Raw genomic sequence first — 20,370 nt, forward strand, 5'->3', positions numbered from 1 at the left:
CTGATCCCTACCAACAAACTTAGGGATATTACTATTAGATAAATTGTGAGGATGTTGTTTAACCTGTTCCTGAACAGGCGGCTCCAGTCATAAATTAAAATTACTATTTGAGAAAGTACCTTGAAAAAGATTCTTTGAGGTATTACCTTGAAAAACATTCTTTATGGAATCAGCTAATTTTTGATTATTGATAACGCTGGCTTGTTGAGATTGAGATTTAAGGGTATTATTAACCAATTCTTTAAGAGAAGGTTCCGCTTCTATCGCTTTAACCAACTCGGTTATAATTTGGCTTAATTCCGGACTGGTTTTAGCAACAGATTCCACCTCCAGAATTGCCTGTCCATAATCTAAAGGTTGTTCGGGTGCTTTTTCAATTGCGGTGACAGTATCTGGAGAAACTTGTTTCAGGGAAGTGAGAAATTTTCCTGTTTGTTGCCAAACCTTTTCTCCCACTTTTTCACCTGTTTTCTCTAACGCTTTAGTGGCAATAATCGAACCAACTGCGATCGCTGCTCCTGTAAGAGGGTCTATAGATAAAATCGGGGTGATGAGGGTTGACTTTATTATATTATTGGGTTTTGATTTTTTCCCACAATATAGGGATTTTAGAGATTGCTTCAGTGGTAAATTCCTGTACTGCTAAAGTAAACTTGTGGTTAAGGGAGCATTCATGATTCAGTCCTCATTTTGGCTTTGATAATTTTATTCTGCCCTATTTTTCTCGATCAGTCACAGTCCATAACACAATCACAGCAATCACAGTCAAGACGACATGGGAGAGGAAGGATCCGTGTTATCGTAAAAATGGGGATAGATGGGGGGTTTGGTCTTGCCAAATCGGCAAATAGGGATAAAATCAAAACAAGTTAATTTTTTCCTTACCACATCATGTTAACCCCATCGGATAGTAAATTATCTAAGCAGCAGCAGATTCTCTCGGCTGTTTCCGAAGAAGAACAGCTTAAACAGCAACGGATTCAGGAAGTGCTATTGTTAATAGATAGTTTATTCCAAAGAGAGGAAACGACTTTTAGGATTATCATCGACTGTCTTTACGATGTGGGTTCGTTAAATTTAATTAATAAAAAGTTTCATCGTCGTTACTTAAATTTTATTATGAAAGCGATCGCTCGTTTTTCTAAGCCTATATTCAGAATTTATGCTCTCTATTGGGTGAAGAAAAATAGCCCCAAATTAATCACTAATTGGTTGGCTAGTAAGGTTAAATTCTAGCCAAGGATAAACTCCAGAGACAGATGATAGGTGGTGCGTTACGACGGATTGTTACCTTCAATTCAAAGCAGCAATTTTGGCCGTCTAACGCACCCTACGTTTTACTACTTAGTTGATGATAGGTGGTGCGTTACGACGGATTGTTACCTTCAATTCAAAGCAGCAATTTTGGCCGTCTAACGCACCCTACCTTTTGCTTCGTACCTCACTATTAAGATCTAGGGACTAAATTTGCACCTGTCTGAGATGACGACGGGGATCGGTGGTACGCTGAGATTTAATTTTCTCGTATAATTCCCGTTCGATCGCCGTTAATTCTTTGGGAGTATCGATGACAATTTTGACTAATTGATCGCCGCGTTGTCCTTTATTATCGATCCAACCTTTGCCTCGTAAGCGCAGGGATTGACCGGAACGAATACCGGCGGGAACTTTTACCGTCACCATGCCATCGGGGGTAGGAACTTCGATCGCTGTGCCTAAAACCGCCTCATCGGGAGTAATCGGTACTTCACAGGTTAAATTATCGCCTTCAAAAGTAAAGAAAGGATGGGGTTCTAATTCCACATCGAGAAATAGATCTCCCCGTTGTTTACTCAAGGGATCGATTAGTCCTTTACCCCGTACCCGGAGACGATTACCGGTTTTGGTTCCTGGGGGGATTTTGATATCGATCATTTCTCCGGCTAAATTAACCCGTTTTTGTACTCCTCGTAAAGCTTCCGCAAAAGTCAGACGCAGTTTAGCGGTGGAGATGCCAGAAGTGACGGATTGCGGTGGAGTACGAGAGCCGGCAAAGTCGTTAAAATTGCTAAAATCGCTAAATCCTCCCCCCGGAGTACCGTAGGAATGGGAACGGGGGCGAGTACCGCCGGAGCGGCCCATGCGACCGAGCAGTTCATTGATAAAATCATCAAAGGTGCTGTACTGGCTAAAGTCAAAACCGTCGGAACCGAAGTCAACCCCCGGATTACCACCTGGCCAATTCGATCGTCCGGACTGTTGCCAATATTGTCCAAATTGATCGTATTTTTGGCGTTTTTCGCTATCGGAGAGGACTTCGTAAGCTTCACTAATTTCTTTAAAACGTTCTTCGGCGCTTTTATCGTTAGGATTGCGATCGGGGTGATATTTGACGGCTAATTTACGAAAAGCTTTTTTAATTTCTTCGGCGCTGGCAGTTTTACCTACTCCCAGAACGGCATAATAATCTTTATAATCTGCGGCAGGCATCGATACGCTATCTCCTTAGCAATGAGGATTCAGTCGGGATATTCCTAATCTAACTTAATTTTATCGTTGTCAGGAGTCGGGAGTCGGTCGTCAGGAGTCAGGAGTCAGAGTATAGGGAAATGGGGAGATAGGGGAATAGGGAAATTTCAACTAATACCCCAAAACCCCAAAACCCTAAAATCCCAACACCCAACACCCTTTTTACCTTTAATGTAACGTCCACTTTTTGACTTTTCACTTTTTACTTTTTATCTGGGGAAATTGCCGACGACGACGATACCAAGTTCCCACACCTACTAACAGAGCAATGAGGGTAAAAGCCAGCATCAGGGGCAATATATCGCCTTTTCCTAAAGATTTTAAACCCGCACCCATCATGACAAAGGGTAAAATTCCGGGGACAGTGCCTAATAAAGTACCGATCAAATAATCGCGAAAACGGATAGAAGTTAATCCCGCAACAAAGTTAACGATACCGTAGGGAATAATCGGTAATAGACGGATAGCAAACATATAAAATAGGCCGCCTTGCTGCATTTCTGCATCGATCGCTTGCCATTTTCCCTGAAATTTTTTGGCGGTATATTCCCGGCCAATAGTACGGGTAAAAGCAAAGGCAACTATAGCGGCCACCAAAGCGGCGATCGTTGTCCAAACGGTTCCCATAACTACCCCAAAGATGGCCCCACCACTGAGGTTTAAGGGGGTAGAAGGCAGAATTAAAATTGTCCCGATCGTATAGAGAATAATATACAAAATGGGAGCCATAATTCCCATTTGTTTTAACCATATCTGTAATTGTTGGGAGTCGATACCACCGAGCAGATAAACTCCGATCGCCGTGGCGATAATACAAATTATGGTTAGGATAATAACACTACTTTTAGTTTTAGACATTTAACGGCAATTTTGGGCTAAGTGCGGGTTGTAAAACATAAGATGCAGCCGGGGTCTATATTTCCCTATTGCCAAAAATATAGCAGAAATCGGCATAGGATCGATCTCGATCTCAATATTAGCGGGCTGCCCTATCTGTCCCCAAATTACCCCCGATATCGGTGTGGGTAGTTCAGTTAATCTCCTCGCAAACCACGATCGAAAAACCATTGACTTTATAGCTATTGGCAATTACTGTCCCTTGATCCACAGACCAACAATTATAATCGGTTTCTGCCCAAGCTGCCGTGTCAATAATTCTTAGCCAACGATAATTATTCGATGACGGGGGAAGACGAAAATCCCCTGGCAGATAATACATATTAATTAACACCAAAAAATCGTGATTACCGACGGCACTACCATCAATTAAAAACCAAATAGAGCGATCATGGGCAGTTAAATCGCTAATACCATCGGGTTTCTTAAATAAATAGGTGACATTATTGCCCGCATCGAGAACCAGATCACCGTAGCGGTGCTGTTTGAGTGCTATATGATTGTTTCTTAAGTGAGCAATATAAGCGGCAAAAATAAATAAAGGATTGCGTTCTTCTTGATTAGTTCCCGTGCCAAAATTATTGTGATAAGCTTCCCGATAACCGGTGGGCAGTAGATGGGGTGAACGGGTGGCAATCATATCATAATTATTCCAAGTGGCCACACTATCAATATTGTAGGGATTATTATTACCATTTTGAGTGCGGCCAAATTCATCGCCCCAGACAGTCATGGGAACACCGCGAGATAAAAATTGCATCGTCCAAAAGTTGCGTAATCTTTGGCGACGTAAGGCCTGATTACCGCCAGAATCCCAAGAATCGTTATTATTATTGCCGCCATCGGAAGGACCAAAGGGCCAGGGAGTGAGGTTATTTTTGTTGTTATAACTGACCAAATCCATCAGGGTAAAACCATCGTGGGCAACAATAAAATCGATCGATTTTTGGGGTCCGCCTTGGTCGTTAAAATTGCGATAATCTCCGTTCACCTGTTCGATGAATTGAAAAGTATTACCATCTCCCTTTAAAAAACGCCGAATTGCATCGCGATAACGGCCATTCCACTCGCCCCAACCCGTCGGGAAATTACCCACTTCGTAACCCCAGCTATCCCAAGCTTCGGCGATCATTTCGGCATCGTATTTCTTGCCTAATTTCTCGATCTTTTCTAACAAAGGATGTTTAGGAAAGAATTGTTTTTGTTTGCCCCGATCTTCTCGTTGATGACTAGAAGGAGTTCGACCGAGGACGGGGGCCAGATCAAAACGAAAACCATCAACTCCCATGGTTTCTAACCAATAGGTGAGGGAATCAAGAACCAGATTACAGGTGACAATATGGGAAAAGTTTAATTGATTTCCGCAGCCGGTGGCCCCATCGACTAGATAATGTTCATCGGTGAGTTGATAGTATTCCACCACATCAAAACCACCAAAACTAACAAATCCGGTGACATCGTTGCTGCCCCAATTGCCCCCTTCTCCGGTGTGGTTATAGACCACATCGAGATAAACTTCCATACCTTGGTCGTGGAAAGCTTTGACCATGGCCTTAAATTCTCTGGTGGGTCCACCGGGGGAGCGATCATAAGCATAACGGCGATCGGGGGCGAAATAACCAAAGGTCATGTAACCCCAATAGTTACCACCCGGGCGATCATCGGGGTTATTATCGTTAGCGGTTTCTTGGACGGGTAAGAGTTCGATGGTAGTAAATCCTAGTGCTTTTAGGTATTTGGCCATATAGCCGGCTCCCGCATAAGTTCCTCTGTACTGGTAGGGAACGTTGGCCACTTCCTCAAAACCCGTAATTCCCTTGAGAATATCTTCTAAACGACTAGCGGAGGGGTGATTGCTTAAACCGCGCACATGGGCCTCTTGACACTCCCGTTGCCTAAAGGCGTGGGGATTCTTCATTCACAGGGAGATGCCTTGCAAAAGCAGTGCCTTTACTTGGTCTTACTCTCCCTCCAGAAGCAGTAGCGGTATGCCCTACCGCCAAAATTCGTAAACCTTCATCCCGAATATTCTTAGCGGCATTGATATCTCTATCGTGGGTTTCTCCACACTTAGGACATTGCCAACTGCGAATATCTAAACTCAAACTATCCAGACGATTTAAACAGTTACTACAAGTCTTAGAGCTAGGAAAGAATCTATCTACTTCTATATAGATTTTTCCTTCCCATTCAGCCTTGTATTTTAACATGGTACAGAATTGACCCCAACCAGCATCACTAATTGATTTGGCTAGTTTAGGGTTTTTGACCAGGTTTCTGACTGCCAGATTTTCTACCACTATGACTTGGTTTTCGTCAACTAATTTACGACTTAGTTTGTGCAGAAAATCTTCACGACAACGAACGATTTTAGAGTGAACTTTAGCCACTTTAACTCTAGCTTTATTTCGATTCTTAGAGCCTTTTTGCTGGCGGCTTAGTTTCTTTTGTCTCCTCGCTAATCTTTGTTCGTACTTACGATAGTATTGAGGATTCCCATGTTTAGTCCCATCTGATGTAATAGCAAAATGGGTTAGTCCAACATCTATCCCGATAGCTTTTCCTTCTGATGATTTTTGGGGTAAATCCTGACCATCATCATAAAGACAAGATGCGAAATATTCTCCTGATGGATTAACTGAAACCGTAACAGACTTTAAGTCTCCCTCTGGTTGCCGTGAAACTTGGCAATAGACTTCACCAATTTTAGGTAATACCAAAACATCATTTTTTAACTTACAGTGTTGAGGAAATCTAATCGACTGCCTATTTTGCTTTTTCTTGAAGTTAGGATATTTAGCTCGACCTTCAAAAAAGTTAAGGAAAGCACTAGAAAGATTTAAAGCAGCTTGTTGTAATACCTGCGATGGTACTTCGCTTAACCACTCATGCTCTTTTTTTAAGGAAGGCAGCAGCTTAATTATTTCGTCTCTGCTTAATCCTTTTCCAGTTTGCTTGTAAGTTTCGGATGTTAAGTTGAGAGCGTAATTGTAAAACCATCTAGTACAGCCAAACGATTTGGCGAGCAAAACTGATTGCTCACTGGTCGGATAGATTCTGTACTTAAACGCTTTTAACATCTTGTTTACCAGACTATATTTACCATGGTAAACTATTTAGCTAGAAATGTCAAGCCGTCCTCCGCTACGCTAAAGGACGGGGTTTTAGACCCAAATTTTCGATAAATGATCGCTTTTTCGTCGCCCAGACGGGGACGAATCCCGGTAGAAGTCCCATCCGGGGCGATAACAATGCCTTTGGGCGACCATTTGCCCGTATCGTATTGCCGCCGGATCACTCCTTTGTAGTCCCCTTCTCCCGTGGCATACATTCCCGCATTTTCTCCGGCTGCGATCATGGCCAGGGTTTCAAAGTCGTGGGAAAGTTCTCGCGCGTAGGGATCGAAGAGGACTTTATTGGGGTTAAAACGATGGCCAAAATCGTCCACATCTGCCCGAAAACCGGCGTTACTGTGGCCTCTTTGCCATTTTTGATCAAATTGCCAATTGGGACCCCAACAGCGAAAAGCGTAGTAACTGCCCTGGGCAATACCAGCGATTTTTGCCCGCCATATATCATCCTTTGGGTTTTTTGTCAACCAGTAATCATACTTAGCGTTTTCTCCCGTCGGGCGATCGTAGATTTCCAGAAGAATCTGACTGGCATTTTTAGAATAGACGGCAAAGGTGACACTATCGCCCCGATAATGCGCCCCGAGGGGATAGGTGGCATCGGCCCAGAGATGGCTATCTAGGGGGGCATAATTACCAGATTGGGGATGATTTTGACCGATCTCACTCTCCGATTTCATAAGTTTAATAAATCTCAGATTATGACTGTCTAAAGTATAGATTTAGTATGCTCTTGAATGTAAATTTTTATGACGAAATTCAACGTTTCTGGGCTTAATCCATTGACTTAGTTACTCAAATGGTTGAGGATGGGGGGGCTGACATAGGCATAACTTTTAGCTGCAGAACTTAAGCATCTCATAAAGTTGCTCCTCCCGACAATCCTCTATCTAATTATGAGAATCAGACAAGCTGGAATCCAAAAGGCAAACAAGTCAAGGTTTATACGCAATTTTCTGCCGGTGCAACCCTTGGCGATCAAGACTTGGCTAATTACTATGAAACGACAGAGCCAGGACTCAATCTTTCCAGCCGATTATGGAATAGTTTAGACATTGTTCCCCATGCTTGGATACCACCCAACTTGCTCAAATCCCCCCCTTTACCAACCCTGTAATATTGCTAAATCTTGACAAATTTCTCTACTGGTAAACAAACAAATTAAAAAGGTTAAAAACTGTAATTATCAGCACCTTAATCCAAGAACTTTGGCTATGAAAGGGCAATCTAGTATATTGAAAAAACCACAAACAACGGCAATGAAACAGTTTTTTCAAGAGGCTTATTTTCTACCTATTCAAGCCTACTTTAATTTACTCAATATTGAGGGGTCACTGACTAACAATTTATCTGATACTCTAACCCTATCTGATCAGGATTTAGATACAATGGATGCTAAACTATCTTAGTTTTTTAGTCTTGATTAACTCAGCGATCACCATCGGAAAATCTCAACCAGGAAATAAACACCATGAAATTAGAAGACATCATTCAACAAAACCTCGTTAAACCCATTGATTCCTTAGCAGGAGACTCGGAACTTTGCCGAGAAGTTCAGACCCGTTTGCAAGTTTTCGGATTACTTGCTGCTCATGGTGTTGATGGCATTTATGGACCCCAAACAAAACAAGCCTTTGAACAATTCAAACAAAAAATCAAAGAAGGCGAATTGGATACCTTGGGAGCATCTTCGGCGAAATTTTTACTAGAACTTAAAGAATTACCAGGGGATAATAATTTAATCTCCAAAACTCAAGCCGAATTTATCTATGGTAATGTCATTAGCGATGGACAATTAGCAGACCTCAATTCTTGCTTAAATCGCTTTGAAATTAACACTCACCCCCGAATGTGTCATTTTTTAAGCCAAACTGCCCATGAAAGTGGCGGCTTGAAATGGATGAAAGAACTCGGTAGCGGTGAGGAGTATAACGGACGGAAAGACCTGGGAAATATTTATCCAGGAGATGGTCCCAAATATAAGGGAGCGGGCGTTATTCAACTAACGGGACGCAGTAACTATCAAGCTTTTGCGAATTATATTCATGATCCGAAAGTGATGGATGGAGTTGACTATGTTAGTACCACCTATCCTTTTACCAGTGGCGGTTTTTGGTGGCATAACAATAACATGAATGCTCTTTGTGATCGCGGTGCAACGGTGGAAGAAATCACCCGACGAGTCAATGGTGGTCTTAACGGACTAGCTGATCGTCAGGCTTACTACGAAAAAGCGATCAAAGTTTTTCCTGTTTAGCAATGCTTGTCCTACATTTTCCGCCAATAGCTGTTCTGGTGCTAATTTTTACACCTCTAATGATAGGGTAAATTGGGGTCAACTTAATCAAGTTAAAAAGAGCGGTCATCCCTTTTTTGTGAAATTTGTTTTGTGACCAAACCATTAACAATTTTCTGGCTCAATCGTCATTGAGTCTCCTCGATTTAGTCATGTCTTAATCGAGGAGACTCAATGACTCAATTACCTGGATTTGTCTAAGATACGCCTAATCAATTCACAATTGGAGGGAGAAACTTTCAATGCCTACTTACGATCAGCAACAAACGCTTTTCTGTCTTTCCATGTTCGCTAATATCAGTAATAGCGAGAAAGTTATTGCAGATTTAGCCGATCCTACGGTGCAAGTAAAAATTGGTCAATGGACAATTGTTTGGGGTCCTGTTATTTATTATCATGATCCTAAAAATCAGAACTGGGATAATATTATGTATGTGGCGAAGGGAGAAAATGCCGAAACCAATAACCCTCAATAGGTAGTTGCGATCGCCGCTACGAATCCCCAATCAGTTTTTGATTGGTTACAGGAGGATGCTGCTACCCATAACATGGTTTCCTGGTCAACGCAATTCCCCGAACGCGGAAAAATTTCCCAAGGAACAAATACCGGAATTACTATTCTGCAAAACCTGAAAGATTCCTCTAACCGTTCTCTGTTAGAATTTTTGACCCAGGAAATTCCCAGCCAATCTGATCAACCTATTGAAATCATTACCACCGGCCATAGTTTAGGCGGAGCATTATCTCCAGTAATGGCATTATGGCTGTACGAAAATCAAGCAACTTGGAACCCTACCGGTAAACAAATCACCGTCAATACCCAATTTTCTGCGGGAGCAACTCCAGGGGATCAAACCTTTTCTGATTACTACGGAAATACGGAGCCAGGTCTCAATCAAAGCAGCCGACTATGGAATAGTTTGGATATTGTTCCCCATGCTTGGAATATTGAGCAATTACAGCAGATTCCCACCCTGTATCAATCTTGTAATATTCCTAAATCTTCGAGAATTGCACTATTAGTTAATAGTCAAATTCAAAAAGTGAAAAACTGTAATTATCTGGCGTTAAATCCCAGCACTTTTGCCATGAAAGGTAAATGTGGCGTTTTTTCTCAACCGCAAACAACTCCCCTAAAGCAATTTCTGCAAGAAGCCTATTTTCAGCATATCCAAGCTTATTTCAATCTTCTGGAAATTGACTGGCCGCTGACGGAAAATGTGGCTAATGCTCTGACACTAACGGATCAAGATTTAGATGATATTGCCACTAAGTTAAGCTAATTATTCTATACTACGAACAGATTACCAAGCTTTAGGCTGAAATTGAGGATCGTTTAAAATAATTACATTGTCTCCTGACTGAGCTAAGACAAATAATCCTTGACGATAAGCATAAAGAGCAATATCGTCGGGGACAACCATTCCGGCTACCGCTCCTAATGCTTTCAGATTCTGGTAACGAGGCATTAATCTTTTGAATTTTTCTAGTCGCTCTAAATGTTCGTCAACATCGCTTTGAGTCAGTTTACTTTTCACTTCAATTAAGACGGCTTCGGTATTATTAACTACTAATAAATCTATTTCGAGTCCCCCTTCGGGGCGTTGGGCTGACACTCCTGAGTATAATTCATGAACATCAAGCCCTCTTTCTTTAAATAATCTTACCGCAGCGGGACGAATTTGCCATTCGACAAATTCTCCCAAGCGATTTCCGAGTTTTCCTAGCTGTTTATCAACTCTCTGGCTTTGCTCTTTTAAAAGTCTTTCTGTTTCTTGAAAACGGCGATCGCTTTCTTGACGTTGTTCTCGCATTAAACGTTCTGTTTCTTGAAAACGGCGATCAGTTTCTTTTTGAGCTTCGACTAATTCCCCTAATAAACGCCAGACATCATCAGCGGTTGTGGCCATCAGATTTTCCCCTTAGATTTTTATTTCAATTATTATTCTACCAAGCTTTAGTCCGACATTGTGTGCTTAGGATTTCTTGGTCTTAAAATTATTTTTTTGAGACTTTCTTCTGGCTTGTGACAACTAGGTTAAATAAAGTCAACATTCCCACTGGATAAATTTGTAGAAGAACAAAGAAGAGGATTAATTGGCTAAGAAGGGCAATGTAAAGATTGGTTAAATTTTTTACATCGGCCACTTGACAGGGGGGGGGATTGTGTATTCCGTTATTATCAACTATTGGAGTTATCGCAGGCAATAGGGAAAAAAAGCTTAAGCTTTGTGGGAATTTGCCGCACCCTACTTATCCTTAACAATAGGTTTACTGCTATAAGTTTTGACCCAACAGGAACTAATTTCCTGTTCAATCGTTCTTAATAAATGAATCCTCAATTGAGTCACGTTTGTTATTGAAGATAATCGATGATTCAATTACCCAGGATTGTTCAATATCTGCTCAATATAGCAGGTGACAAGGGGAAAAAAGCTTAAGCTTTGTGGGAATTTGCCGCCTCCTAGTTGTCCTAGCTGCCTTGGCGGTTGCCAAGTAGAGAAAAGCCAGATTATTTAATTTCAACTCAATCCGTATTAGGAGAATTTTTGCCATGGCTGCGCTTGCAAATATGAATCTTATTGGCGTTCCTCATGCCGTTGAATTAATCAGCGGTATCGGCGTTGGTTTTAATTGTTTTACTGGCAAGCAGATGACGAATGCTTTGGCAGCCAATCCAACAATTCAAAACTTAGGCACTAATTCCCAAAGTTTTTTTAAGATTTGTTATTCGGCTGAAGATTTCAATAATACCGTTACCGATTCATTAGGCGTTTCGGTGCAGATTAGCTTAAAAAAAGCCAGCAATGATTCCAGTTCTGGTTCCGATTCTGGTTCTGGTTCCGGTTCCGATTCTGGTTCTGGTTCCAGTTCCGATTCTAGTTCTACCTTTAGCGACCCTTCAGTAAGTTCAACTCTGAGCCTATCTAATGCCTTGTCTATCAATGATACTTCCGTCAGTGTTATTGTTTATGCACGGGTTGAGAACATTCATCAGGCGCTGAGTCAATGCCAGTTAAACAGTAGCATTACTGTACCGACAACGCCAAGTGAATGCTTGAACTTTTATCAACAGTATGGCGATAGTTTTGTGTCTGAATTGACGGAAGGGGCGGAGTATGTGGCAGTTTTTGTTTTTTCTTGCCAAACCAAAGAAGACCAGCGCAGTTTACAGGCGGCATTGACAGCACAGGTGACAGTGAATGTTTGTGATCATATTTCGCCAACGCTGGGCGCTAATTTGACTGCTGGCATAACAGAAACCCTGAACAATACCACCGTGCGTTGTCAGATTTATCAATCTTTAGTTGGTAGCAGCGCTAGTTTGCCGACCTTTGCCAATAGTTCAGATGTGAGTCAATTTGTCTCTAACATAGTTTCAACTGCACAAAACTTAAACGCGAATACGCCAGTGGTGTTTGATTTTGCGGTAACTGGCTATGAAACCCTGTTTGGCAGCAGTTTAAGCGCCTCGTTTATCAATATTGCCAATAACCGACAGATTTATCTTGATTGTATTGCCCCAACCCTGACGAGTTTAGGGCATCTTGCCAGCAAATATCAGTGGATTACTACTGCGTATCAGGCTTATAAATATAGCGGCGATACCACGTTTAGCACCAAACAAAATCAGTTAAACAGCGATATAAGTAACGTCAATAGCTGGATTAGCAGTATTGCGGCGAACCCAACACAAACGCCGAGCCTTGCTAGTTCAATTAATCCGCCACTGAGTTTGATGAACGGCATACCGGTATTTAATTATTTAGTGCCGACGCAACCGCTATATGGCGATACCAGTAACGAGCCGTTTCAGGATATTAATGTCGGCTCTGAGGTAACTAACTCAAGCAGCACCATTACCGGCACGACAGCACTGAATGCGGGGATTAATGGCTCGATTTCTGGTCATGACAGCCCAACTGTTTCGGGTACTTATTCCCAAACCACTAGCCAAACTACGGGCATAGCGGTGGCGATGTCGAATATTCCAGTGCTTTATATGATTACCGTTTGGGGCAATAACAATGTCGCCCAGTTTTATGCCTCTTACAACACACTAAACTATACTAATCCATTTGCTCATGGCGCTGCTAATGTGTCTTCATGTAGTGGCGAAACCCTGTTTTTAACTACTACTAATCAGGATGATGGTGTCGATAGCTTGGATAATCAGGTGTATATCGACAAGATGAGCGGTCAAATCTCCAACGGCGTGATTACTCAGTTGAGTTTTACCGACAGTGCTAGTCACAGCATCACCCAACCGACAAGCGCCAGTGGTAGCAGTTTTAGCTGGAGTTTGCCAGCAGGAGCGACGCTGATTGGCTTTCAGGGTTATTGCAACAGCAGTAATCTCCTCGGCTTGCAGCCAATTTGCATTATCGTACAGCCAGCAAAATGGTTAGCGCCATCGATTGAGACGCAACCGTTTGTCAACACGCTGCCAGTCAGCACCTTGGGCGTGGGCTATAATTCTTTTCTTGGCAGTGCTTTGCCGAATTCCGCACTAAACAGCAGCGCCTGTACCAGCGTTGACCAGGGGGCGCAAAGCGAAGTCATTATGAAAATTTGCGCCAGTCGCCAGTCATTATCGGAAACTTTGAGCAAAACCAGGGGATTTTCCATTGGCATACCAGGCTTTAAATTGAGCCACACCAAAACCAAAACCAAAACCATTCAAGTAACCGATACCGATGTGACGCTGGTGCTGATTACCCGTGTGGTGACATCGAGTCCGGTTTATACGCAATGCAACCTATCTCCCACGTTGGCTAATTTAACCACAGAGCAATTGTTCACTGAATATGGCGATTCATTTGTCTGCGCTACGGTTAACGGCGGATTGTATGTGGCGGTATTTGTGTTTCAATGCGATAGTAGCGCCGTACAGGAAACGGTGCAAAAAACCCTGAGTGCCAGTGCGTCGATTAAATCGGCCTCTCTCGATGCCAGTTTAAGTTCCGATGTGAGCAATGCCCAAAGTTCCAAAGGTGTTAATCTGATCTGTTACCAACAAGTCATAGGTAGCAGTAGTTTCTCTTTGCCAAGTATGACTGGCAATGCCGAAACCGATGCGGAGGCTTTGGTGCAGACGGCCAGCCAGTTTTCTGCCAGCCATGTAGATACGCCTTGGGTGCTGTCATTTACCACGATGGGTTATGAAGGCCTGTTACCCGCCTCCGCTTTGAGCAGCTTCCAACCGATAGTTACCAACCGCCAGACTTATCAACTGACTGTTGCACCTGCTCTGACGCAGCTTTATGGCATCTGGTCGGAGATTCAGAATATCCTCCAGATTTATACGACTTACAATTACTACGCAGACCCTAATATTGGCTTTCCCATCAGGGGACAGCAACAAATGGTCTATAACGCGATCCAAGAATTGACCGCCTGGCTGACTGATGTTGCCGCCAATCCGCAACAGGCTGCTACCTCCCCTACTAACGGTTCCTGCGATCCCCTTGCCATTATCGCCAAAGGGACTCCCAGCCTTAATTACAGCATAACCATCACCCCCTGTAACAGCAGCAGCAATCGCTCATCGCCGCTGTGGGGCAACAATAATTCGGTGTCCTTTCAGGATATTTGCGCCGGACAGCCATTTTTCAACAGTAATACAGCCTTTAATAGCAGTCATCCAGCGAACAGTACGCCGACACCACTTTGTTTAAAAGACTTGCCAAAGATCGCTGCTGTTCAGTTACATGGCGGCGATTATGTTGATCAGCTATCAACTATTTACAGTTATAAGGCTGGGGCCCAAACCTTTAGCCATGGCGGAAGTGGTGGCGGCCCTTGTTTTAATCTGAATCTAGCCGTTGATGAATTTATCAGCAGCGTTAGTGGGACTTGCGGCGATTATATCAATCAACTCACATTCCAAACCACAAGCTCCCAAGACTATACGTTCCCGCTATCACCCTCCAGCACTGGTAACACAATTAGCTGGACTGCGGCAGATAATCAAATTTTGCTAGGTTTTCAAGGTTCCTCCGGCGATTATCTCAATCAGTTGCAATTGATTGTCCTGAGTCTCAGTCCAGCCAAATGGGCAGCCCCCCTACTGGATGACCTCTCCTCCCCCTTGCCTTGTCTTCCCATCACAACCGTGGGAATTGGCTTTAACAGCTTTAGCAACAGCGCTATGCCCAATGGTGCCTTGGATTTATCATCCCTGACTATCGGCGATCAAAACGCTACTGGCAAGCAGTGGTATCAAGTCTGTTCCTCTGGTGAAAGTTTGTCAAAGACGCTGAAATATGCGATCGGCGGCGGTGCTGACGATGATTCCTTCCATCGTAAAGTTACGCGCACGGCGAAGGTGAGCAATCTATCCGTAACGGTGGTGATCTATGCCTCCCATGAAAAAACCAGCCCGATCATTAATGGCACACCGCAATTAAGCAGCAGCGCACAAAGCTTGTTTAGCAGTTCACCGACGCAGTTTTATAGTGCTTATGGTGATAGCTATGTCTCTTCGGTAGTGTTGGGACTGGAATATATTGCCTTGTTGGTTTTTGAGTGCAGCAGTGTTTCGGAACAGCAATCAGTCCTCAACAGTTTAAGCGCTCAAGGGGTTGTGCCAAGTGAGCCGCCGGTCACTTTAAGCGCTAATTTTTCTAAACAGATGACTAGCGCCGTGTCTTCACTCACCCTTGATTTCTACGCTTACCAGGTGATACGCGGCAGTGATACGCCCCTGCCCAATCCATTTAACAGCACCGGCAGTTCCAGCAGTTCCAGCAGTTCCAGCCAAGGCGCAGCACCGTTAATGAAGGCCTTGAATCCTGAAATCAGTAAGTTATCCCTTCCCTACGCCACCAGCAGCACCTCGACCAGCGATCCTGCTAACAGCGTCACTGTAACCAATGTAATCCAAAGTCTCCTGGCATTTGCCAATGGCTTGAGTGCCAATAACGTTACTGGTTCAGGCATCGCCCTCAGTTATACCACCGCTGGTTATGAGAATCTGGTTAGTGAAACCAGTAACTGGCAATTTCTCGCCAGTAATCGCCCAGTAGCTGATGCCATTAACAGCTATCTGGGTACTCTGGCCACCATCAATAACCAGATGCAGATTGTTGACGATTTGTATCAACGTTATAACTACACTGGCGATGCCACTTTTGCCGCAAACTGTGGGCAGTTGAAAAGTGATTATCAGGCGTTGCGATCGCAACAGATTAGTTTGTTTCAAAATCCGTTTACTGCCTCCTCCTACCCAACACAACCTCAAAGTATTACTAATGGTGTACCTACGGCTAACTGGTCAATCGTTACCGGACCAATCTGGGGTAATGATGCAAGCGCCGATTTCTGGGATATTAACAGTTCAATCGCGATCGGCTGCGAAACCATCAATGGCAGTACTGTAACCACAGCAACGAGCAGCAACAACAGCAGTAACCCGACACCACTCCCGTTGAGCCAACTACCGCTGTTGATTTCTGTTTCGATTTGGGGTGGTGATTATGTCAACCAAATTGGCACAACTTACCAATCCCTCAACGGGACCCAACAGTTTGCCCACGGACAAGGCACGGTGAATGCCTGGCCAGCACTCAACTTGAGCAAAGGAGAATTTATTACCGAAATCACTGTCATCTCTGGTGATTATGTGAACGCAGTTCAATTGAGCACCAACTATGGCCAAACCTCCTTGCTTGCACCTGCCAGTTGTGATTCAGCTTCTGTTTCCACTTGGCGTGTCCCTGAGAACTGCACTCTCATCGGCTTTCAAGGCAGCAGCGGCGATTATCTGAATCAATTGCAACCGGTGTGTCTGAGTTTTTCGCCTGCTACTTGGTCGTCCGTATCTGTCAATTTCAATCAGATTTTGTTCACGCCTTTTCCATACACTCAATGTATCTCGGCAATCACTGAAGGTGGATATACTTTTCTCGTCTCTGCTTACCAAAGTGGCATCTCAGTTGGTCAATTTTCACCGAATCCAACCGCGCCAAATTATACTTTAGAAATGGTGAGTAATCTTGGTAGCGGTATCACTGCTGTTGAGTTTCTGGCTGGTGTCAGCTCTTATGTTAATTCCGGCGGGGGTCTTTCGAGCAATATCTACAGTTACTTTTTTGTTACTGGATCTTCCAACGGGAAGATTTCGCTCAACCAGATTACTCCCACTTATGAGCAAGCTTTTTCAAGCAGTAATGTTGTTCAGATATCTGAACACAGTGAACCCAATGCAGCAATTGCTGGACTTTTTTATTATGCCCCCACAGGCTATCTTTATGTGGCAGCGTCTAATGGCAACCTCTACTGGTATTCAGTTTCTCAGGTTAGCGGCCAGTACCTACCGCAATGTTCTTATGTGGGTTCAAACACATCTTATACGGGGGAAGCTCCATCTCCAGTATCTCTGACCTTTTTCCCTGCGAACACGCTAACTAATTACGATTGTGTGCTACTCGGCGGCATATCAGAGGCCACGGGGGTTATCTTCAATGCTAAGAACCCATCTTCAACTCCTACCCTTTACGGGTATTTAGAGCAATATTGCAAGCCGATGGTGTATCCATCTGCTGTTTGTCGAGGACCAAATGGTCTTTATTTTGCCACACTTTCGGGTAATTTACACTATCAACCCTATAGTGGTTTCAATGCCTCGTTAAGTCCTATTTGGACAGTACCCAGTGGACAGGTCATTTTATCTTTAGCCTATTCACCAAACACCAATAATGTAGCTCCGGGAAATTATCCAGATGGAGCAATCTTTATTGCCACGGCTCCGTCCAACCCCTCTAATTCCTCTATGGGCAGTATCTGGGTTTGCGATGTCAGTAATAATACGGTGGGCAATGCCGCCCAACAGGATGCAACTATCTCAGGGTCCCCTTGGGCGATCATTGCTGATGCCAATCTGAATTATATGTGTGCAACTGGTTCATCTGGTGTTTTCCTGAGTACCTTGGCAACTGATAATCCACAATCAAAGATGTTAGTCCCCAATGTAGGGTCTCCTATTGCATCGGATTCCTCTTCCTCGCTCACTGTTGTTACCGGTGCCGCCTTGGATTTTACACCATGAGATTCTGACACCACATGATGAATGTCTATTGTCAGGCATAATCAGTGGAGTGGTTGGGTTTCGTTCCTCAACCCAACCTACAAAACTAACCAGTACAGCGGAATCGTCATTCATAAATAAGTCATCAATTTAGTTGAATTTTGCTCAAGGAGACATCAACTATGACTCAATTACCCGGAATTATTCAAAGTGCGCCCAATCAATCTTTGGGGTTTGATGCTGATTCTGTAATTACCAAAGCTACCGCCCAACAATTTGCCAGTCAAGGTTACAAATTTTGTCTCCGTTATCTTTCCTTAGGTGCAGGAGAAGCGCCAGGAGATTTAACCTACGAAGAAGCTCTTGGCATTTTACAAGGAGGACTGGCATTAATGCCTGTGCAGCACGTTTCTTCCCCTGGTTGGGTTCCTTCCGCCCAATTGGGAACAACCTACGGCGATAATGCGGCAAATAATGCTATTAGCGTGGGGTTTCCCAGGAAAGTAAATGTTTGGTTAGATCTGGAAGGAATTAGTTCTGAAGTTTCAGCCGAAGCGGTAATTCAATACTGCACAAGTTGGTATAATGCTGTCGCAGGCGCGGGTTATTTACCCGGGTTATATGTGGGGGCTAATTCGATTTTGAATAGTCAGCAACTCTATGATTTGCCTTTTCAACATTATTGGCAATCAGAAAGTACCGTTCCCCCAGTGGCGGTTCGTAGTTATCAAATGGTGCAATCTTACGTTGGTGAACCAGTTAATGGCATTGGCATTGACCGAGATATTACCTACATTGATAAGGAAGGCGGTGTGCCTCAATGGTTAATTTTAACCTAAGTTTAATCTTTGGATAATTGACTTGACGGGTAGGTATCTATACATTGATGTTATGCCCTATGGGATTTAAATTTTGCTCCAGGAATATCAACCACTTTACTTTTTGAAAAGGAGAGAAAATCTATCATGGCAAAGAATAAAATTGTTGTCTTAAGTGACGTACATATTGGCACGAATGTCCCTACTAATTGGTATCAAAAAAGTTTTCATGAACCGTATTTGTCAGCGATTCTAGATTATGTGATTGATAACGCTGACTCTATTCAGGAGCTAATTTTACTTGGTGATCTGTTCGACTTTTGGACTTATCCGCCTAATTTTACTCCTCCGGCTACCGTTGATATAATTAACGCCAATCCTAATATTTTTGGAGCAACAGGAAAGTTAAGTCAAGCTTTAACTGCTCTGCAAGGGAATGTAACTTATGTCAATGGAAACCATGACATGAATGTCACTCAAAATGACTTAAATAACATTCAAAACTCAGCTAATTACAAGATCAAATATTGTTCAGATACGATTTATTATGTCACCTCTAGCAATGGACAAAAAATGGCTTTTACCCATGGTAACATTTTTACCATGTTTAATGCTCCCGATCTTCAATCTTCCCTGAGTCCTTTACCTGTTGGTCATTTTGTTACCCGAGCTATAGGTTATATGTTAAACAACACCCTTACTCCGGGACAAACTGTTGCTGATTTATCGGGACAAGGTAATCCTAACGGAATCGATTTAAGTGGTTTGGTTTCCTCGGTTAGTTCTCTCATTACTTCAGGTAACTTAGTCAGTGCCGTGCTTGATTACATAATTAAAGTAACTGGAATACCGGAAAATGAGCCGATTATTTTAGCGAATGGCCAAACAAAAACTATGGCAGATGCTAAACAGATATATAGTGGTTTACAAGATCAGTGGATTGCTGATTGGGGAGGAGGTACTAATGGTGAAATGATTACGGGCAAATCGGCAATCGCTGATTTAAGTGGAACTTATATTGCTTGGTTTGCTCAACAATCCGCTTTAGAATCCAACTCAAATTTAATCGTTTTAGGACATACCCACGCTCCGAAATTAGGTATAACTAATGGCTTTGTTCAATATGTTAATGATGGGTTTGAGTGTCCTTCCAGTCCCGATGTTCCCCCACAAACCTTTACTTTTGCTGTGATTGATACAGATACCTGCCAAAGTAATGTTTGTCAAGTAATAAAGCAGAATAATTCTTATCAAATTGTTCCTTTTGCTGCCCCGCCGGACTCAGTAATTTCCTCGATGTCAATGGATTATTCCTGTTATGTTAGTATTGATAACACTCAAGGAAAGTCAACCTTAACCTTAACTAAACCTGCAACTAATGAACACGGTTATTATGTTGTCAGTCCTCCTCAACAGATTAACCCCGGAGAACAGGTCAAGTTCTGGTTACAAGATGCTCCCGGACTATATGGCACCCAAGGAAGTGCAGTCTATTCCCAAGTAGGGGGTAACTCTCTTACTTTTGACTATGCTTGTCCTACAGGTTTATCCTCAAATAGCTGTTCTGGTGCTAATTTTTACACCTCTAATGATGGGGTAAATTGGGGTCAACTTAATCAAGTTAAAAAGAGCGGTCATCCCTTTTTTGTGAAATTTGTTTTGTGACCATTACCTAGATTTGTCTAAGATACG

At 43.0% G+C, this 20,370-nt stretch carries 13 protein-coding genes and 2 pseudogenes; 8 read left to right on the plus strand and 7 right to left on the minus strand.

Translation table 11 applies throughout. The features are described from left to right. Positions 1 to 87: 87 nt before the first annotated feature. Positions 88 to 534, minus strand: coding sequence for a hypothetical protein (locus H6F92_RS04965; protein WP_190357059.1), 447 nt, complete (start codon positions 532 to 534; stop codon positions 88 to 90). A 357-nt stretch (positions 535 to 891) separates the two neighbouring features. Here H6F92_RS04965 and H6F92_RS04970 point away from each other — a divergent pair, with 357 nt between their 5' ends. Continuing rightward, positions 892 to 1,236, plus strand: coding sequence for a hypothetical protein (locus H6F92_RS04970; protein WP_002781516.1), 345 nt, complete (start codon positions 892 to 894; stop codon positions 1,234 to 1,236). Positions 1,237 to 1,461: 225 nt separating this feature from the next. On the opposite strand, the gene H6F92_RS04975 is transcribed toward H6F92_RS04970, so the two are convergent. From H6F92_RS04975 to H6F92_RS04995, 5 genes and pseudogenes are all read right to left on the minus strand, one after another. After that, positions 1,462 to 2,469: a DnaJ C-terminal domain-containing protein gene (locus H6F92_RS04975; RefSeq protein WP_190356990.1), complete on the minus strand. Its 1,008-nt coding sequence runs from the start codon at positions 2,467 to 2,469 to the stop codon at positions 1,462 to 1,464. 234 nt (positions 2,470 to 2,703) lie between these two features. Beyond that, positions 2,704 to 3,366, minus strand: coding sequence for a TVP38/TMEM64 family protein (locus tag H6F92_RS04980; RefSeq protein WP_190356991.1), 663 nt, complete (start codon positions 3,364 to 3,366; stop codon positions 2,704 to 2,706). A 172-nt stretch (positions 3,367 to 3,538) separates the two neighbouring features. Beyond that, positions 3,539 to 5,284: pseudogene (locus tag H6F92_RS04985) on the minus strand (alpha-amylase family glycosyl hydrolase); the annotation flags it as partial. A 16-nt stretch (positions 5,285 to 5,300) separates the two neighbouring features. After that, positions 5,301 to 6,485, minus strand: coding sequence for an IS200/IS605 family element RNA-guided endonuclease TnpB (tnpB, locus tag H6F92_RS04990; protein WP_190356992.1), 1,185 nt, complete (start codon positions 6,483 to 6,485; stop codon positions 5,301 to 5,303). A gap of 56 nt (positions 6,486 to 6,541) precedes the next feature. Further along, a pseudogene (locus H6F92_RS04995) lies at positions 6,542 to 7,216 on the minus strand (glycogen debranching protein); the annotation flags it as partial. A 534-nt stretch (positions 7,217 to 7,750) separates the two neighbouring features. On the opposite strand from H6F92_RS04995, the gene H6F92_RS05000 reads away from it, so the two are divergent. From H6F92_RS05000 to H6F92_RS05015, 4 genes are all read left to right on the plus strand, one after another. Further along, positions 7,751 to 7,945: a hypothetical protein gene (locus tag H6F92_RS05000; RefSeq protein ID WP_190356993.1), complete on the plus strand. Its 195-nt coding sequence runs from the start codon at positions 7,751 to 7,753 to the stop codon at positions 7,943 to 7,945. 62 nt (positions 7,946 to 8,007) lie between these two features. Further along, positions 8,008 to 8,793 (plus strand): chitinase, encoded by a 786-nt coding sequence (locus tag H6F92_RS05005; RefSeq protein ID WP_190356994.1) that lies wholly within the window; start codon positions 8,008 to 8,010, stop codon positions 8,791 to 8,793. A 281-nt stretch (positions 8,794 to 9,074) separates the two neighbouring features. Further along, complete coding sequence (locus H6F92_RS05010; RefSeq protein ID WP_190356995.1) at positions 9,075 to 9,308, plus strand: lipase; 234 nt, start codon at positions 9,075 to 9,077, stop codon at positions 9,306 to 9,308. 9 nt (positions 9,309 to 9,317) lie between these two features. Further along, a complete protein-coding gene (locus H6F92_RS05015) occupies positions 9,318 to 10,115 on the plus strand; it encodes a lipase family protein (protein WP_322874235.1) in 798 nt (265 codons plus the stop codon). Between the two features lie 21 nt (positions 10,116 to 10,136). Here H6F92_RS05015 and H6F92_RS05020 read toward each other — a convergent pair whose 3' ends face one another. Next, on the minus strand, positions 10,137 to 10,742 hold the full coding sequence (locus tag H6F92_RS05020; protein ID WP_002759942.1) for a hypothetical protein: 606 nt from the start codon (positions 10,740 to 10,742) through the stop codon (positions 10,137 to 10,139). Positions 10,743 to 11,386: 644 nt separating this feature from the next. Here H6F92_RS05020 and H6F92_RS05025 point away from each other — a divergent pair. The 3 genes from H6F92_RS05025 to H6F92_RS05035 all read left to right on the plus strand — a co-directional run bounded on the left by H6F92_RS05025 (position 11,387) and on the right by H6F92_RS05035 (position 20,343). Continuing rightward, the gene (locus H6F92_RS05025) at positions 11,387 to 17,881 is read left to right on the plus strand and encodes a jacalin-like lectin (RefSeq protein ID WP_190356997.1); all 6,495 of its coding nucleotides are present in this window, start codon (positions 11,387 to 11,389) and stop codon (positions 17,879 to 17,881) included. Between the two features lie 161 nt (positions 17,882 to 18,042). Further along, a complete protein-coding gene (locus H6F92_RS05030) occupies positions 18,043 to 18,699 on the plus strand; it encodes a DUF1906 domain-containing protein (RefSeq protein ID WP_190356998.1) in 657 nt (218 codons plus the stop codon). A 126-nt stretch (positions 18,700 to 18,825) separates the two neighbouring features. Then, on the plus strand, positions 18,826 to 20,343 hold the full coding sequence (locus H6F92_RS05035; protein WP_190356999.1) for a metallophosphoesterase: 1,518 nt from the start codon (positions 18,826 to 18,828) through the stop codon (positions 20,341 to 20,343). The last annotated feature ends 27 nt before the right edge of the window (positions 20,344 to 20,370 follow it).

The sequence above is a fragment of the Microcystis wesenbergii FACHB-1317 genome, assembly GCF_014696875.1.
GTDB classification, from domain to species: Bacteria; Cyanobacteriota; Cyanobacteriia; order Cyanobacteriales; family Microcystaceae; genus Microcystis; species Microcystis wesenbergii_A.

Excerpts from the sequence above, each read along its gene's own strand:
- H6F92_RS05010 (WP_190356995.1), top strand. The coding sequence starts at position 9,075 with ATGCCTACTTACGATCAGCAACAAACGCTTTTCTGTCTTTCCATGTTC.
- H6F92_RS05025 (WP_190356997.1), top strand. The coding sequence starts at position 11,387 with ATGGCTGCGCTTGCAAATATGAATCTTATTGGCGTTCCTCATGCCGTT.
- H6F92_RS04970 (WP_002781516.1), top strand. The coding sequence starts at position 892 with ATGTTAACCCCATCGGATAGTAAATTATCTAAGCAGCAGCAGATTCTC.
- H6F92_RS05020 (WP_002759942.1), bottom strand. The coding sequence starts at position 10,742 with ATGGCCACAACCGCTGATGATGTCTGGCGTTTATTAGGGGAATTAGTC.
- tnpB (WP_190356992.1), bottom strand. The coding sequence starts at position 6,485 with ATGTTAAAAGCGTTTAAGTACAGAATCTATCCGACCAGTGAGCAATCA.
- H6F92_RS05035 (WP_190356999.1), top strand. The coding sequence starts at position 18,826 with ATGGCAAAGAATAAAATTGTTGTCTTAAGTGACGTACATATTGGCACG.
- H6F92_RS05005 (WP_190356994.1), top strand. The coding sequence starts at position 8,008 with ATGAAATTAGAAGACATCATTCAACAAAACCTCGTTAAACCCATTGAT.
- H6F92_RS04975 (WP_190356990.1), bottom strand. The coding sequence starts at position 2,469 with ATGCCTGCCGCAGATTATAAAGATTATTATGCCGTTCTGGGAGTAGGT.
- H6F92_RS05030 (WP_190356998.1), top strand. The coding sequence starts at position 18,043 with ATGACTCAATTACCCGGAATTATTCAAAGTGCGCCCAATCAATCTTTG.
- H6F92_RS04980 (WP_190356991.1), bottom strand. The coding sequence starts at position 3,366 with ATGTCTAAAACTAAAAGTAGTGTTATTATCCTAACCATAATTTGTATT.
- H6F92_RS05000 (WP_190356993.1), top strand. The coding sequence starts at position 7,751 with ATGAAAGGGCAATCTAGTATATTGAAAAAACCACAAACAACGGCAATG.